The 15851-nt window shown below is 68.7% G+C and carries 18 protein-coding genes; 3 read left to right on the top strand and 15 right to left on the bottom strand.

Annotated elements, in window-relative coordinates; genetic code table 11:
* On the bottom strand, positions 1-760 hold a 760-nt coding region (locus VFQ64_RS00470), incomplete at its 3' end, for a peroxidase family protein (RefSeq protein WP_325101326.1).
* 125 nt (positions 761-885) lie between these two features.
* Between VFQ64_RS00470 and VFQ64_RS00465 the strand changes: the two genes are divergently transcribed.
* Positions 886-1824 (top strand): hydrogen peroxide-inducible genes activator, encoded by a 939-nt coding sequence (locus VFQ64_RS00465; RefSeq protein ID WP_325101333.1) that lies wholly within the window; start codon positions 886-888, stop codon positions 1822-1824.
* Here VFQ64_RS00465 and VFQ64_RS00460 read toward each other — a convergent pair.
* The 5 genes from VFQ64_RS00460 to VFQ64_RS00440 are packed head-to-tail and all read right to left on the bottom strand — an operon-like array spanning position 1775 to position 4928.
* On the bottom strand, positions 1775-2695 hold the full coding sequence (locus tag VFQ64_RS00460; protein ID WP_325101325.1) for a hemolysin family protein: 921 nt from the start codon (positions 2693-2695) through the stop codon (positions 1775-1777). The genes VFQ64_RS00465 and VFQ64_RS00460 overlap by 50 nt on opposite strands.
* A 3-nt stretch (positions 2696-2698) precedes the next feature.
* Positions 2699-3238, bottom strand: coding sequence for an rRNA maturation RNase YbeY (gene ybeY, locus VFQ64_RS00455; RefSeq protein WP_325101324.1), 540 nt, complete (start codon positions 3236-3238; stop codon positions 2699-2701).
* Positions 3235-3633, bottom strand: a complete 399-nt coding sequence (locus tag VFQ64_RS00450; protein WP_325101323.1) for a type II toxin-antitoxin system VapC family toxin — start codon at positions 3631-3633, stop codon at positions 3235-3237. The genes ybeY and VFQ64_RS00450 overlap by 4 nt, the downstream gene beginning before the upstream one ends.
* On the bottom strand, positions 3630-3872 hold the full coding sequence (locus VFQ64_RS00445) for a type II toxin-antitoxin system VapB family antitoxin (protein ID WP_325101322.1): 243 nt from the start codon (positions 3870-3872) through the stop codon (positions 3630-3632). The genes VFQ64_RS00450 and VFQ64_RS00445 overlap by 4 nt, the downstream gene beginning before the upstream one ends.
* Positions 3873-3917: 45 nt before the next feature.
* Positions 3918-4928, bottom strand: a complete 1011-nt coding sequence (locus VFQ64_RS00440) for a PhoH family protein (RefSeq protein WP_325101321.1) — start codon at positions 4926-4928, stop codon at positions 3918-3920.
* Between the two features lie 174 nt (positions 4929-5102).
* Between VFQ64_RS00440 and VFQ64_RS00435 the strand changes: the two genes are divergently transcribed.
* Positions 5103-5708, top strand: coding sequence for a hypothetical protein (locus tag VFQ64_RS00435; RefSeq protein ID WP_325101320.1), 606 nt, complete (start codon positions 5103-5105; stop codon positions 5706-5708).
* A gap of 8 nt (positions 5709-5716) precedes the next feature.
* Here the strand turns inward: VFQ64_RS00435 and VFQ64_RS00430 are convergent, their stop codons facing one another.
* From VFQ64_RS00430 to VFQ64_RS00390, 9 genes are all read right to left on the bottom strand, one after another.
* A complete protein-coding gene (locus VFQ64_RS00430; RefSeq protein ID WP_325101319.1) occupies positions 5717-6760 on the bottom strand; it encodes a patatin-like phospholipase family protein in 1044 nt (347 codons plus the stop codon).
* 36 nt (positions 6761-6796) lie between these two features.
* Positions 6797-8110, bottom strand: a complete 1314-nt coding sequence (miaB, locus tag VFQ64_RS00425) for a tRNA (N6-isopentenyl adenosine(37)-C2)-methylthiotransferase MiaB (RefSeq protein ID WP_325101318.1) — start codon at positions 8108-8110, stop codon at positions 6797-6799.
* A gap of 28 nt (positions 8111-8138) precedes the next feature.
* Positions 8139-8858: a lysophospholipid acyltransferase family protein gene (locus tag VFQ64_RS00420; RefSeq protein WP_325101317.1), complete on the bottom strand. Its 720-nt coding sequence runs from the start codon at positions 8856-8858 to the stop codon at positions 8139-8141.
* Between the two features lie 116 nt (positions 8859-8974).
* Positions 8975-9397, bottom strand: coding sequence for a Fur family transcriptional regulator (locus tag VFQ64_RS00415; RefSeq protein ID WP_325101316.1), 423 nt, complete (start codon positions 9395-9397; stop codon positions 8975-8977).
* Between the two features lie 53 nt (positions 9398-9450).
* Positions 9451-9918 (bottom strand): GNAT family N-acetyltransferase, encoded by a 468-nt coding sequence (locus VFQ64_RS00410; protein WP_325101315.1) that lies wholly within the window; start codon positions 9916-9918, stop codon positions 9451-9453.
* Positions 9918-10544: a tRNA (adenosine(37)-N6)-threonylcarbamoyltransferase complex dimerization subunit type 1 TsaB gene (gene tsaB, locus VFQ64_RS00405; RefSeq protein ID WP_325101314.1), complete on the bottom strand. Its 627-nt coding sequence runs from the start codon at positions 10542-10544 to the stop codon at positions 9918-9920. The genes VFQ64_RS00410 and tsaB overlap by 1 nt, the downstream gene beginning before the upstream one ends.
* Before the next feature lie 31 nt (positions 10545-10575).
* On the bottom strand, positions 10576-11172 hold the full coding sequence (locus VFQ64_RS00400; protein WP_325101313.1) for a malonic semialdehyde reductase: 597 nt from the start codon (positions 11170-11172) through the stop codon (positions 10576-10578).
* Positions 11169-11738, bottom strand: a complete 570-nt coding sequence (locus VFQ64_RS00395) for a NifU family protein (protein WP_325101312.1) — start codon at positions 11736-11738, stop codon at positions 11169-11171. The genes VFQ64_RS00400 and VFQ64_RS00395 overlap by 4 nt, the downstream gene beginning before the upstream one ends.
* A gap of 246 nt (positions 11739-11984) precedes the next feature.
* Positions 11985-12797, bottom strand: coding sequence for an aspartyl/asparaginyl beta-hydroxylase domain-containing protein (locus VFQ64_RS00390; protein ID WP_325101311.1), 813 nt, complete (start codon positions 12795-12797; stop codon positions 11985-11987).
* A 151-nt stretch (positions 12798-12948) separates the two neighbouring features.
* Here VFQ64_RS00390 and VFQ64_RS00385 point away from each other — a divergent pair, with 151 nt between their 5' ends.
* Positions 12949-15834, top strand: a complete 2886-nt coding sequence (locus VFQ64_RS00385; protein ID WP_325101310.1) for a M16 family metallopeptidase — start codon at positions 12949-12951, stop codon at positions 15832-15834.
* Positions 15835-15851 lie beyond the last annotated feature (17 nt).

Raw genomic sequence — 15851 nt, 5'->3', positions numbered from 1 at the left:
TCATCGCCATGCGGCTGAACGTGGCGCGCAGGTCACGCGCCGAACCGCGGGTGTCGGGCTTGCCGCCGGGACCTTCGGGATTGACGTAGATCAGGCCGTGCTGGATCGCGGCGAGCGGGCTTTCGAGCGCCAGCCCCGCCTCCTCGTCGATCCGGGTCTGGCCGAGCCATTCCTCCTCCGTGCCCCAGTAGATGTCCTTTTCGGGCTCGAAGATGTCGGCGCGACCGCCGGAGAAGCCGAACACCGGCCCACCCATCGATTCGATCGCGACGTTGCCGGTCAGGATGAACAGGTCGGCCCAGCTGATCTTGCGACCGTATTTCTGCTTGATCGGCCACAGCAGGCGACGCGCCTTGTCGAGGTTGCCGTTGTCCGGCCAGCTGTTGAGCGGCGCGAATCGCTGTCCGCCCGACGACGACCCGCCGCGTCCGTCACCGGTGCGATAGGTGCCGGCCGAGTGCCACGCCATGCGGATGAAGAACGGGCCGTAATGCCCGTAGTCCGCCGGCCACCAGGGCTGGCTGTCGGTCATCAGCGCGGTCAGGTCCGCCTTCACTGCGGCGTAATCAAGCTTCTTGAACGCCTCGGCGTAGTTGAAGTCCTCGCCATGCGGATCGGGCGAAACGCCGCCCTGATGGAGGATGTGCAGCGACAGCGCCTCCGGCCACCAGTCGCGATGGGTGTGGCCGAGCAGGCGGCGCATCGCCGCGGGCTGCTTCTTGGGATCGTTGATCGGGCTGCCGGTGGTGATGGCGTCCATGTCGATGCTCCTCTGGGTGCCGCACACCCCTGCGAGGCGCGCGTGAATCGTGCGTGGCGGTGCTATGGACGTGTTCGACAAATCACTCCAATGAATGAATGCGATTTGTTCGATAGGGATTTACGATCAGTACGCCGCTCCCGTCGCTCCGCCAGCTGACCTATCTTCTGGCGCTTCACGAGCATCAGCATTTCGGTCGCGCGGCAGCGGCCTGCTTCGTCACGCAGTCGACGCTGTCGGTTGGAATTGCGGAGCTGGAACGGCTGCTCGGCACCGCCCTAGTCGAGCGGTCGAAGCGCTCGGTGCGCTTTACCGCGCTGGGAGAGGAAGTGGTCGCGCGGGCGCAGGACGTGGTGCGCGCAGCGGAGGACCTGTACGCCGTCGCGCAGGGCGCGCGCGAGCCGCTGGTCGGGCCGTTGCGGCTGGTGGCGATCCCGACCGTGGCGCCCTTCCTGCTGCCGCGCATCCTTGCCGACCTGCCGACCACCGCGCCGCGCGTGAAGCTGTTCGTGCGCGAGATGCTGACCGGCGCCGCCTGTGAGGCGCTGGCGCGCGGCACGGCCGACTGCGTGCTGCTCGCGCTGCCCGCCGATTGCGGCGAGGTGGAGACGTGCGAGGTAGCGGTCGATCGGCTGGTGCTGGCGGTGCCCGCTGCGGAGCAATCGGACACCATGATCCCGATCGATACAATCGACACCGACCGGCTGCTGCTGCTCGAGGACGGTCACTGTCTGCGCAACCATGCGCTCGCCGCCTGCAATCTGGCGCATCCGCCGGTCGACGCGCCGCTGGTCGCATCGACGCTGCAGACGGTGGTGCAGCTGGTCGAGGCGGGGCTGGGCATCACCTTCCTGCCGGACATGGCAGTCCGTGCCGGCATCCTGTCCGGCTCACGCGTCGCCAGCCAGCGGCTGGAAGGGCAGGCGGAGCGCCGCATCGCCCTGGCCTGGCGCAAGGGCCATCCGCGCGGGGCCGAGTTCCGGCTGCTGGGCACCCTGATCCGCGAGGCCGTCGCTAGGCCTCTTCCGGTTCGGGCACGGGTGGGTGGAGGCGCAGCCGGTTGATCCGGCGCTCGTCGGCGTCGATCACCTCAAGCTTCCAGCCGGACGGGTGGTCGAGACAGGTACCGATCGCCGGCACATGGCCGGCGAGCATCGCGGTGAGCCCGCCGAGCGTGTCGATGTCGCCGTCCGTCTCGCCCAACCGGCGGTCGATCGTCTCTGCAACGTCGTCCAGCTCGGCGCGCGCGTCCGCCTCCCAGGCGCCGCCATCGAGCGGGACCATCAACGCGGTCGGCGCCTCATCATGCTCGTCCTCGATCTCGCCGACGATCTCCTCGATCAGGTCCTCGATCGTCACCAGCCCCTCGGTGCCCGAATATTCGTCGAGCACCACCGCCAGGTGGACGCGGCTGGAACGCATGTCGGCGAGCAGATCGAGCGTCCCGCGCGCCATTGGCACATAGAGCGGCTGGCGGATCAGCTCGGCGAGCGTGGAAGGGTATTCGGCGCCGGTCGCAAGGATCGCGAACACGTCCTTGATATGGACCATGCCGATGATCGTATCGAGTTCGCCGCGATAGACCGGCAACCGGCTGTGCCCGGCTTCCGCGAACAGCTGCACCAGACGGGCGAAGCTGGTGCCTTCCTCCACCGCGACGATGTCCGCGCGCGGCACGCCGACGTCGCCGGCGTCGCGCTCGCCGAAATGGAGGAGATTGCGGACCATCTGTCGCTCCAGCGGTGACAGGTCGCCCTTCGCGTCGGGAGCGGGATCGCCCTCGTGCCGGTCGATCGCCTCCTCCAGCTGCTCGCGCAGCGTGTCTTCCTGCTGGTCGCCGAAGATCAGCGTCTTCAGGCCGCGCCAGATGCCGCTTTCGTTGAGGTCGGCCCCGCCTTGAATCCTTGGGCTGGTGCTACTTCGGTCCTCGGGCAAGTCTCAGTCGTCCTCGCGGATGAGATAAGGGTCGGCAAGCCCCAGCGAGCGGAGCACGTCGGTCTCGATGGCCTCCATCGCCTCGGCTTCGTCATCGTCCTGATGATCGTAGCCTAGCAAATGCAGGACGCCATGTACGATCAAATGGGTTGCATGCTGTTCGGTTCCGATACCGCGCTCCGCCGCTTCGGCCGCGCAGACGCCGTGCGCGAGCACGATGTCGCCGAGCAGCACCTCGCCCCCCGTGGCGCTTGCGCCACCGACTTTGGCGTCGGAGTTCTGGGTGACGGTATCGAGCAGGTCGGGCTGGATCATCGGAAAGGACAGGACGTTTGTCGCCTTGTCCTTGCCCCGGTACTGCGCATTGAGCTGGCGGACCTCTTCGTCCGAGGTCAGCCGTACCGACACCTCGATCAGCGCTTGCGAGGTGGCGAGTTCACCATGAGGCGTCCGTTCCAAGGCGGCCAAGGCGGCACGGGCGGCAAGCGCGGTCCAGTCGGCGTCGGGCCAGGAAGGCACGTGGGAGAGTTCGACGTGAATCATCGTAAATCAGTGTGAATGAAGTCTTGACCCTTGTAGAGCAGATCGGCGCTGTTGGTCTTCGCACAAGCATAAGCAAAGCAGTCGCCCATGTTCAGCTGGGCCGGATGCCCCGTGCCCTTCCCATAGCGCTGCTGCGCCCACACCGCTTCGTTCGCTTCGGCGCCCCCGATCGGGACTATGGCGATGCAGAAGCTGTCGATATACCTCCTCACTTCGAACAGGCCGCCGGACAACCCGTCGACATGATCCCGCGCAAGGGCCCGGGATGCCTCCCACATCGCTATCCCGTTGGTGAGAGGGCGATGGCTCCGCTCAAGCGCCGAGATGAGTTCATCCATCTCAGGCTCGCCGCGACAAATGGCGACTAGGGCAGAGGCGTCGACGAACAGGTTCATTCGCCGTCATAAAGCGAGTCGTAGAACGCTTTGTCGATCACGACGTCAGGATCAAACCGCAAGTTCGACGTCCGCCGCAGCTCGGCCGCTATCTCGTGCAGGGACTTCTTGGGCACGTCTTTCGCCAGCTCGTTGGCAAGAGCGAGCTTGACTGCCGCTGCCTTGGTCAGACCACGCCGCTCCGCCAATTCCTTAGCCAGTCGAAAGGCTTCAGCATCCTTGACGTACAGCGCGCCCATCGCAATCTCCTGGATATCCGTTGCTAGTGTTGGATATCCTGGCTGTCAATCCGCGCCCTCATATGCCTCGACGATCCGCCCGACGATCGGATGCCGGACCACGTCGCCGGCGGTGAAGCGCGCCATCGCGATGCCCTCCACCCCTTCCAGCCTGCGCACCGCGTCGGCCAGACCCGACGCCTCGACGCCGCCGGGGATGTCGACCTGCTTGGGGTCGCCACAGATCACCATGCGGCTGTTCTGGCCGAAGCGGGTGAGGAACATCTTCATCTGCGCCGGCGTGGTGTTCTGCGCCTCGTCGAGGATGACAAAGGCGTCGGCCAACGTGCGACCGCGCATGAAGGCGATCGGTGCGACCTCGATCTCGCCGGACGCGATGCGGCGCTCGACCTGCTCGGCGGGCAGGCAATCGTAGAGAGCGTCGTAGAGCGGGCGGAGATAGGGGTCGACCTTCTCCTTCATGTCGCCGGGCAGAAAACCGAGTCGCTCGCCCGCCTCCACCGCGGGGCGCGACAAGATCAGCCGTTGCACCGAGCCGGTGATGAGCTGCGCCACCGCCTGCGCGACCGCGACATAGGTCTTGCCCGTGCCCGCCGGCCCCAGCGCGAAGATCATGTCGTGGCTGGTCAGCGCCTGCATGTAGTGGGCCTGCGCGGGCGTGCGCGGCACGATCGTCTTCTTGCGCGTCCGGATCATGATCGACGCGCCGCCCCCCGGACCAGTGGCGCCGCCATCGGCACGGATGATGCCGTCGAGCGTCGGCTCCGCTGCCATCGCGATCGATGCGTCGACCAGCCCGGTATCGACATCCTCGCCGCGGCCGATGCGGGCATACAGGTCATGCAGCACATCGCGCGCGACCGCGACCTGCTCGGCCGGACCCTCCAGCCCGACTCGGTTGCCGCGCGCGGTGATGTACACGCCCAGCCGGTTCTCCAGCGCCACCAGGTTCTGGTCATATTGGCCGAACAGACGGCTGAGCGCCTGCGGCTTGTCGAACAGCACCTCCACCCGGCTGCGGTCACCGGACTGGGCGGGAACGGGCTTTCGGCTCATGCAATCCTTTCGGCGCGGAAGTTGAGGGGAAGTTTAGGCATAAACGTCGTGGCGCCAAGGTCGGCTCCACCCGCATGGAATGCAAGCGGCGCGTGGCCAAGCCTTGTCAGTCTTTAACCTTGTAGGACAGCGCCAAGGCGCATAGCCTGATGGCGGGGAAAATGGGGGAGTAGGATGCGGTGGATCATCCTGGGCGTGGTTGTGATGGCCACGCCGGCAACGGCGCGATCGCTTTTCACGGTGGGGCAGCGCATCGAGGTGAAGGTGGGCGCCAACTGGCGACCCTGCGTCGTTACCGATCCGGGCGCCAAGTATCGCGTCGCGCGCGCCAAGTGCCCGGCCTTTCCGACCCCCACCTACACCTATCCGGCGGGCGAGGAAGTGTTCGCACCTCAGGGCACATCCGACGTGCGCTTCCCCGGCAGCAACGCGACCACCTCCCCCTATGCCGGCCAGCGTCCGAGCGCGGGCGCGACGGGTCGCGCCGTTCCCATGTTCTTGCCAGCGGCAGTGGCGATCCGGCCAGCGGCGTTCACGACTCCCGCCGCGTTGCAGCGGTGCATCGTCGGGCGGCGGGTTCAGACCCCAGGCGGCTTGGCGGCCAGGGTGATCAGGGCACGCGGTGCGCTGTGCACGATCCAGACCGATGTGCCGAGCTATGTCGATGGCACCTTCGCGGCATCAATGCTGCGGCCGTTGGCGAGCTCCAGTAGAAAGCAGACCGCTACCTATGCCCCGCCGATACGGGCTGACTTAGGCCCCGTCCACGCGGCGCGCTAACCGGCTCGTTACAACCCCGGTTCGCCGATCGCGAGCCGGTGCAGGTGCAGGCCGGGGGCTTCGGCAATGGGAATGCGCCCGTCGCCGAGCATCGCCAGCATCTCGCCCGCGTCGCGGCCGCCGCAATCCCAACGATCGCGGATGGTTGCAGGCGAGAAGTCGAACGCCTTGCCCACGACTTCGCGGCTCTGGTCGCCATAAATGAGGTGGACGAACGTGATCGCGGGAACCTGGCCTGCATCCGGGCCGCGCAGGCGCTCGGCGAGCAGCCGATGCCAGGCCAGGATCGCGCGGCGGCTCTGGGTCGCGAAGTTCAGATCCTGGAGGCGGCTGGCGACCTCGGTCAGGGTCTTGGGCCGGTTGGCCTTGAGCGGGAGCAGGTCCACCGCGACGATCAGCAGCTTGCCAACCCCGGCATGCTCCAGCACGGCGTCGATCGGGAGATTGGCGGCGATCCCCGCATCGCCGAGCAAGCGTCCTTCTAGCTCGACGGGAGGAAAGGCGGGCAGCAACGCCGAACTGGCGCGGATATGGTCGGGAGTGAGCGTCATGTATGCGGTGTCGAACACGACGTCGTCGCCGCTCTCGACGTCGACGGCGGTGGCGCAGTAGCGGGGGCTGCTGGCGTTCAGCCGCTCGAAATCGACCATCCGCGCCATCGCCTCGCCCAGCGGCGTGGTATCGAACAGGCTCGGCGGCTCGGTGTTGCCGAACGGCCAGGCGGGCATGGTCAGGCTCCGCGGCGAGAACATGCCCGTGCGCCCTGTCAGCATCGCCAGCGGCACCGCCAGCGTCCGCCGCCACTCATCAATCGGGCCGTCGTCGGCGGCTTGGGTCAGCCCCGGACGCCAGAACGCGCGCAACCGCCCGACGCGATCCTCCGGCGCGTTGCCGGCGATCAACGCACCGTTGACCGCACCCGCGGAGCCACCCGAGACCCAGTCGGGGAGCAGACCGGCGGCGTGGATCGCCTCGTACACGCCGCCTTGGTAGGCACCCAGAGCGCTGCCGCCGCCGAGCACCAGGGCGAAGAGATAGTCTCGGTCGATCATCCCAGCGCAACGCGCAAGCACGCGACGCGGGCCCGGTCAGGCCGCCTGGCTGATCCGTTCCAGGCCGCTCAGCGAATTCGGCCCGGCCTGGACCAGCTCCACCTCCACCAGATCGCCGACCTGCGCATCGGTCAGCAGATGGACCGATTGCAGCCAGGGCGACTTGCCGAGCATCTGGCCGGGCAGCTTGCCGCGCCGTTCGATCAGCACCGTGCAGCTGCGACCGAGCGTGGCGGCGTTGAACCCCTGCTGATCCCGGTTGAGTGCCGTCTGGAGGCGCTGGAGGCGGTCGTCCATCACCTCCGGCGCGACTTGGTCGGCCATGGTCGCGGCGGGGGTGCCCGGCCGGGGGCTGTATTTGAACGAGAAGGCCTGGGCGTAGCCGACCGCGTCGACCAGGCTCAGCGTCTCGGCGAACTCCGCCTCCGTCTCGCCGGGAAAGCCGACGATGAAGTCGCCCGACAAGGCGATGTCTGGCCGCGCCGCGCGAATGCGGTCGAGGAGGCGGAGGTAGCTGTCGCGAGTGTGGCTGCGGTTCATGGCGCGAAGCACCCGGTCGCTGCCGGCCTGCACGGGCAAATGCAGGAAGGGCATCAGGCTTTCGACATCGCGATGCGCGTCGATCAGGCCCTGGGTCAGATCGTTGGGGTGGCTGGTGGTGTAGCGGATGCGGTGCAGGCCGGGTAAGCGGTCGAGCGTGCGGATCAGGTCGTGGAGGCCGCGCGTCCCGTCCGCCCAGGCGTTGACGTTTTGGCCGAGCAGCGTGATCTCACGCGCGCCGGCGTCGACGAGGGCGCGGGCCTCCTCGACGATTGCGTCAAAGGCGCGGCTGACCTCCGCACCGCGGGTATAGGGGACGACGCAATAAGTGCAGAACTTGTCGCAGCCTTCCTGAACGGTGAGGAAGGCGGACGGTCCCACCCTGCGCCGCGTCGGGAGCTGGTCGAATTTGGTAAGCGCGAGGAGGTCGGTGTCGAGCGCGGGTGCGCCGGCGGCGGCCTGGCGGACCAGGGCCGGCAGGGTGTGGTAGGCCTGCGGCCCGACCACCACGTCGACCTTGGCGCGCGCGATGATCTCCGCGCCCTCGGCTTGCGCGACGCAGCCGGCGACCGCGATCATCGGTTCACGGCCGTGTTGCCTGGCGTGTTTCCGCAGCCGGCCGATGTCGGAATAGACCTTCTCGGTCGCCTTTTCGCGGATGTGGCAGGTGTTGAGCACTACCAGATCGGCGGCGTTCGCGTCGGCCAAGGTCAGGCCGTCCGCGGTCATCAGCTCGGCCATGCGCTCGCCGTCATAGACGTTCATCTGGCAGCCGAAGGATTTGACGTGGAAGGTTTTCGGGGCGGGCATGACGCCGCGCTTAGCAGAAGGACGCGGCTTACGGGAGGGTCGCCTCGATCCGCCGCCGCGCTTCAGCCGCGATCGCCTTGCGGCCGGGAAAATCGGCGGGGGCGAAGGGTTCGAGGAAGTGGAGATTGACCGGGAAAGCGCCGCGCCGGCGGAACACGCGGGCGCCGTGCGACGTGCCCGGCTCGTCGCCGATCCAGGCGAGCTTCGGCGTGGCGGCGCCATAGTCGATGCGCACCGGCTGGACCATCAGCCCGGGCGGAGGCGGCTCCAGCACCGCCAGCAGCGCCGCCTTGAACGGCAGCAGCGTCGCACCGTCCCCGGTGGTGCCTTCGGGAAAGATGGTGACGGCCCAGCCGGAATCGAGCGCGGCGCGGATCGTCGCGACCTGCTCGGCGATGCCCATCCGGTCGCCGCGGCGGACGAACAGCGTGTGGTTGAGGCGGCAGAGGAAACCGACCAGCGGGTGGTCGGCCAGCTCCGACTTCGCGACGAAGGCGGTGCCGGTGGCGCCGGCAAGGACCGGAATGTCGATCCAGCTCAGGTGATTGGCGAGGAAGACGACGTTGCGCGCGAGCGGCGTACCGCTGACCCGTGCGCGCGCACCGGCGATGCGGCCGAAGTGGCGGAGGAACCGGCGCGGCCAGGGAGAGGGGAGGCGGAACAGGCGCCATAGCCCGTGAAGGGCGAGGTGGAGGGCGAGCGTGAGGGCCAGCGCCGCAAGGCGGAAGGTGAGGCGGAGGTTACCCATGCCTGCCTCAAGCGGCCCGCCGCGGCAAAGCCGCGTCGACGGACGGGCGCTTGGCCCCGCCGGCCGGGCGTCCGCGTCTCGCCACCAGCTGGCGCTGCCGGCGTGCGCTCACCGCCTCAGTCTTTGCGACCGAGGCTGACGCCATACAGCTCCATCCGGTGGTCGACGAGCCGGAAGCCCAGCTTCTCCGCGATCGCCTTTTGCAGCTGTTCCAGCTCCGGGTCGACGAACTCGATCACCTTGCCCGTCTCGACGTCGATCAGGTGATCGTGGTGCGCCGCGTCGGACGGCTCGTAACGGGCCCGGCCGTCGCCGAAGTCGTGGCGGTCGAGGATGCCGGCCTCTTCGAACAAGCGGACCGTACGGTAGACCGTCGCAATCGAGATGCCAGGATCGACGGCGGAGGCGCGCGCGTACACCTTCTCGACATCGGGATGGTCCTCGGCCTCGGACAGCACGCGCGCGATGACGCGGCGCTGCTCGGTGATGCGCAGCCCCTTCTCGTTGCAAAGGGCCTCGAGGTCGATGTTGCGCGGCATGGCGGCACCCTACGCTCAAAGCCTTATTGCGAAAAGCGCTAATCCGTTCGCAACTAGAGCGCGCGCGAATAGGTGTGAGCGTCAAACGACTGACCGGTCTTGCCGCGATAATAGCCGCGCCGCTCGCCGACCTTGGCGAAGCCCTGCGCGACGTAGAGGCGGGCCGCGTCGTTGCCGGCCCGCACCTCCAGATGCATCCGCCGCACCCCTTCCGCTGCCGCCTCGCCCATCGCGCCGCGGAGCAGGGCGGCGGCGACACCCCGCCGGCGGTGCGCGGGAACGGTCGCAAGCAACAGCAGCTCGACCTCGTCGAGGACCGTGCGGACCATCGCGAAGCCGGCGGGTTCGTCGTCGAGTTGCGCGAGCAGCAGGCGGACGCCCGGCATGGCGAGCACCCCCAGGCACTGGGCGCGCGTCCAGGCTTCGCCGAATCGCGCGTCGAAGGCCTCCGCCATTAGCGTGTCCACCACGTCGATGTCGCGGGGGGAGCCGGCACGGAGCAGCAGGGAGCGGGTCGCCATCAGCGTGCCGAGCGGGTCGGGGGAGGCTTGGCATCGGGGGCACGGCCGTAGAGCGGGCGTGGCGGCAGTTGCGCAAGGTCGGGCGGCAGGAGGAGCGCATCGGTGGCGCGCGGCAGGGCGCCGACGGGTGCTGCGCGAGGGTCGTCCTCATGCAGCCAGCGTAGCCCGTCGCCCACCGCGCGCATGTGCGCGATCCGCATCCGCGCGACCGCGGGTGGGAGCGATTCGAGCGGGCCGAGGGCGGCAAGCGGGGCGGCGAAGACCTGCATGAACACTTCGCCATGCCCGCCCTCCAGCACCGCCGCAAGCGGTCCGGCCGGGTCATCGGATAACGCAGCGGCGGCAACCAGCGCGAGTGAGGAATAGCCGGCGACGCTCGCATTCCAGCCTAGCGCCAAGCCGCGCGCGGCGGCGATGCCGACGCGGATGCCGGTAAAGCTGCCGGGGCCGACATCGACCAGAATGTGCCGCGCGCGACCGCCACCGGGCAGCGCCGCGATCATCGGCACCAGTTTCTCGGCATGGCCGCGGCCGACGTGATCTTCGCTGCGCGCGATCACCACGCCGCCCTCGATCAGCGCGACCGAGCAGGCGGCGGTGGCGGTATCGATGACTAGGGTGCGCACCTGCGTTCTCTCCCCCGGCCGGGAGCAGGAATCAAGCAAGCCGGTTGAACGTCTCGAAATCGGGCCGGGGCAGGCGGCCATAGACGCTGGCGGGATCGCCATGGCCCAGCGTGCAGATGAAGTTCGTCTTCACCGCCGGCGTGTCGGCGAAGAACGCCTTGTCCACCTCACCCGCGTCGAAGCCGGACATCGGACCGGTGTCGAGGCCGAGCGCGCGGGCTGCGATGATGAGATACGCGCCCTGCAGGGAGCTGTTGCGGAACGCCGACGCCGCGCGCAACTCCGCGTTGCCGGTGAACCAGCTCTTCGCATCGACGTGCGGGAACAGCCAGGGTAGTTGCTCGTGGAAATCATGATCCATGCCGATGATCGCGGTCACCGGCGCCTGGCGGATCTTGGGTGCGTTCTGCGCCGAGCAGCAGGCGGCGAGCGTCTCCTTCGCCTGCTCAGTCCGCACCCAGACGATGCGGGCGGGCATCTGGTTGGCCGAGGTCGGCCCCCACTTCATCAGCTCCCATAAAGCGCGGAGCTCGTCGTCGGTGACGGGCTGGTCGGTGTAGCCGTTAAAGGAACGCGCGGTGCGAAAGATCGCGTCGAGCGCGGCGTCGTCCAGGCGGGGCGTCGTCATACCGCGCGCACCTCGGTCACTTCAGGGACATAGTATTTGAGCAGCTGCTCGATTCCTTGCTTCAGCGTCGCCGAAGAGGACGGGCATCCGGCACAGGCGCCCTGCATGCGCAGGTACACCTTGCCCTTGTCGAAGCCGCGATAGACGATGTCGCCGCCGTCGTTCGCGACCGCCGGCCGGACGCGGGTGTCGATCAGCTCCTTGATCTGCTCGACGATGTCGGCGTCGGCGGGATCGTCGGTGAACTCCGCATCGGGCGCGGGCACGCTGAACCCGGCGCTCGGGCGGAACAGCGGCATGTTGGCGGTGAAATGCTCGAGCAGCAGCTGCAGCACGTCGGGCTTCAGGTCGCGCCAGTCGGTGCCGGGCGCCGCCGTCACCGACACGAAGTCGCGGCCGAAGAACACGCCGGTCACGTCGCCCAGCCCGAACAGCGCGTCGGCAAGCGGACTTGCGGTCGCCTCCTCCGGTGTCGCGAAGTCGCGGGTGCCGCCGTCCATGACGGTGCGCCCCGGCAGGAACTTCAGCGTGGCGGGGTTCGGCGTGGTCTCGGTCTCGATCAGCATGGGCGGCATGTGGCGCGGGCGTGCGGGGGGCGCAAGGGAGTAGGAAGTAGGGAGTAGGGGACGCAGCACCGGTCCTGCCTCGTCTTCCCCGGCGAAGGCCGGGGCCCAGGTCCCATGAGCTCAGTTGCAGAGGCTGGTCCTTAGCGCCGAGCATCTCGCACCTGGACCCCCGCCTGCGCGGGGATGGATAGGTTAGGGCGAGCTGCGCGATCAACCCAGTCCCTACTCCCTGCTCCCTACTCCCTCTCACACGTCCAGCTGCTTCACCGCGCGGTTCCAGTGACCGATATTCGCGCGCGCCTCCTGCACGAAAGCGGACCGTTTGACCACGCCCAGGAACGTGTCCGCGATCCAGCGACCGGGATTACGCAGCGGTCGCTCGAACTGGATCAGCAGGACGACGCGGGTGCCGCTCGTCTCGTTCCAGACTTCGTGGTCATAGGTATCGTCGAACACCAGCGTCTCGCCCTCCGCCCAGCGCACCACCCGGTCGTCGACCCGCATCCGCACGTCGCCATCGCGCGGCACGATCAGCCCAAGGTGGCAGGTGATCAGCCCCTTGGTGACACCGCGATGCTCGGGAATGTGCGTGCCGGGCGCCAGGATCGAGAAGAAGGCGGAGTTGAGCCCGGGGATGCGCTCGACGAGGGCTGCGGTGCGCGGGCACCGGTCGGCGTTGTCGTCGATGCGATAGCCATAGCCCCAGAGGAAGAAGGACCGCCACTTGCCGACCTCCGCGATCGCGCGGTGGTCGGGCGAGATGGTGGCGAGGCTGGGCGCGGCATCGCCCTGGAGCGCGACGGCGATCGCCTCGTCGCGGATCGCCTCCCAGTTCGAGCGCAGGCTCTGCGTCCAGTGGAAATCACGGACGTCGAGCACGGGCTCGTTGGAGACGAGCGAGCTCGATGCGATCAGGCGGTCGAACAGCCCGCGCAGATGCTTGCCAACGCGGATGACGAGCGGGCGACCGGGTTCCGGCCGCATCGGCACGACGCGGCCCGGCTCGCCCGGCGCCTGCCAGGATGGGGAGATCGGGCGTAGATCGACGCCGGCGGCCATTGTTCACCTTGCAATCAGACATGGGAGCCCGTCAGGGCACGATCCGCAGCGGCTAGCCAAGGTTCGGGACGAAAACATGGCCGAACCAAGCCTTTACCCGCTGCAACTAAGATTGCTGGCAGGCGGCGGGCAGGGGGGCTAAGGGCCGGGGATGGCGTTTCTTTCGCGCGCGTTCGGCGCTTCGCTTCTCGTCCCCCTCATCCTCGTCACCGGCCACCCCGCGATGGGGCAGCAGGCGGGCAGGCCCGCGCCTGCCGCCCGGCCGGCGACTACGGCCGTCGACACGCGCCCCTGGCTGTACGAAGGCAGTGACATCCCGCCGGATCCGGCGTGGCAGTTCGGGACTTTGCCCAACGGCCTGCGCTATGCGGTGCGGCGCAACGGGGTGCCGCCGGGGCAGGTGTCGGTGCGGGTGCGGATCGACGCGGGTTCGCTGCACGAAAGCGACAGCGAGCGCGGCTTCGCGCACTTCCTGGAGCACCTGTCGTTCCGCGCCTCGAAATATGTGCCCGACGGCGAAGCGAAGCGGGTGTGGCAGAATTTCGGCGCGACCTTCGGGTCGGACACCAACGCGACCACCAGCCCGGTGTCGACGACCTACAAGCTCGACCTGCCGTCCGCCACGGCCGACCGCCTCGACCAGAGCCTGAAGATCCTGTCGGGGATGCTGGCGAGCCCGGTGCTGGATGACAAGACCATCGCCGCGGAGCGTCCCGTCGTGCTGTCGGAGCAGCGCGAGCAGCCGGGGCCGCAGGTGCGTTTCTCGGACCTGCGCAACCGCGTCTTCTTCGCCGGCCAGCCGCTCGCCGAGCGGTCGCCGATCGGCAGCATCAAGACGCTGGAGGCGGCGTCGGCCACCTCGGTGCGCGCGTTCCACGATCGCTGGTATCGTCCGTCGCGAACGCTGGTGGTGATCTCCGGGGACATGGATCCCGCCATCTTCGGCCAGCTGGTGGCGAAGAACTTCGCTGGTTGGCAGGGTGTCGGCCCCAACCCGGTCGACCCCGACTTCGGCAAGCCCGTCGCCACCGCGCCGACCACCGGCGCGCTGGCGGAGCCCGGCCTGCCCACCGTGGTCCAGCTGGGCGTGGTGCGGCCCTGGACGTTCAACGCCGACACGGTCGTGTTCAACCAAAAGCGGCTGGTGGACGTGCTGGCGACGCGCGTCATGAACCGGCGGCTGGAAGCGCGCGCGCGCGCCGGCGGCAGCTATCTGCAGGCGTCGGTCGAGCTCGACGACATCGCGCGCTCGGCCAACATGACGATGGTGACGGTGCTGCCGGTCGGCACCAACTGGGAAGCCGCGCTGGCAGACGTCCGCGCAGTGATCGCCGATGCGCAGGCGACGCCGCCGAGCCAGGCGGAGGTCGACCGCGAATATGCCGATTTCGACACGATCATGCGCCAGGAGGCAGACACCGCCCGCGTCGCGATGGGCAGCAAGCTCGCCGACGACATGGTCGAGGCGCTCGACATCCGCGAGACGACGACCACCGCCGCTGCATCCTATCAGATCCTCAAGGGCGCCCATGCCAAGGGCATGTTCACTCCGGCCGCGATCTTCGAGTCGAGCAAGCGGCTGTTCCAGGGCACCGCGACCCGCGCGGTGGTCGTGACCCCCGTCGCGCAGGCGGAAGCACCGAGCAAACTGGCCGCCGCGCTCGCCGCGCCGGTCTCCACCGCAGGCGTGACGCGCCGCCAGCAGGCTGCGGTCACCTTCGCGGCGCTGCCGGCGCTCGGCGCCCCGGGCAAGGTCGTCAGTCGCGAGACGCTGCCCGACCTCGACATGGAGCAGGTCACCTTCGCCAACGGGGTACGGATGCTGCTGTTCCCCTTCACCTCCGAGACCGGCCGCGTCTATGTCCGTGCGCGGTTCGGCGGCGGCTACGGCCAGCTGCCCGCCAAGCGCGGCGCGCCGATCTGGGCGGGCGACATCGCGCTGGTGGCGAGCGGAATCGGCAAGCTCGACCAGGGCGATCTCGACCAGCTCACCGCCGGCCGGGTGATGGGGCTCGACTTCGGTATCGACCAGGACGCCTTTTCGTTCAGTGCGATGACCTCGCCCGCCGACCTGCCCGATCAGCTCAGGCTGATGGCCGCGAAGCTCGCCCGTCCGGGCTGGGATCCGGCGCCGGTGGCGCGCGCCCGCGCGGTCAAGCTCGCCGCCTTTGCGGGCCAGGACGCTTCACCGACCGGGGTGCTGTCCCGCGACTTGGAGGGCCTGCTGCGCGATGGCGACCCGCGCTGGAGCTCGCCATCGCGCGCCGAGATCGAGGCGCTCAGCCCCAAGGCGTTCCGTGCGCTGTGGGAGCCGGTGCTGGCGAGCGGCCCGCTCGAGATCTCCGTGTTCGGCGACGTCAAGGCCGACGCGGCGATCACGGCGGTGGCCGCCAGCTTCGGCGCGCTGCCGCCCCGCGCGCCCGCAAAGATCAGCGCCGCGCCGAGCCGCTTTCCCGCCCACCGCGCGAGTCCCGTGCGCCTGACCCATAGCGGCGCGGAGAACCAGGCGGTGGCGGTGATCGCCTGGCCGACCGGCGGCGGTGTCGACGCGATCGGCGACAGCCGGCGCCTCGACGTGCTGTCGCAGGTGTTCAGCGACCGGCTGTTCGAACGGCTCCGCCAGACCGCCGGCGCCAGCTATTCGCCCAGCGTCGGCAGCCAGTGGCCGATCGGCGCGGCGAGCGGCGGCCGCATGCTGGCGGTCGGGCAGGTGACGCCCGACAAGACCGGCTATTTCTTCCAGCTGGCGCGCGAGATCGCGGCCGACCTGGTCGCGAACCGCATTCCCGACGAGGAGCTGCAACGCATCCTGCGCCCGATGGGCCAGTACATCGTCCGGGTCTCGTCCGGGAACCAGTTCTGGCTGCAGCAGATGGCGGGCGCCGCTTATGATCCCAAGCGGGTCACGGCGACGCGGACGATGATGCAGGATTTCGTCTCGATCACGCCCGAGCAGCTGCAGGCGATCGCGGCGAAGTATCTGCGGCCCGACAAGGACTGGACGCTCGAGGTGGTGCCGAAGGCGGTCGCGCGCTGATCGCCTCTTTCCCCCTG

This window comes from Sphingomonas sp. (assembly GCF_035714405.1).
Lineage (GTDB): Bacteria > Pseudomonadota > Alphaproteobacteria > Sphingomonadales > Sphingomonadaceae > Sphingomonas.
The sequence above is the reverse complement of the archived record's forward strand: the minus strand, read 5'-3'. Positions and strand labels throughout refer to the sequence as shown.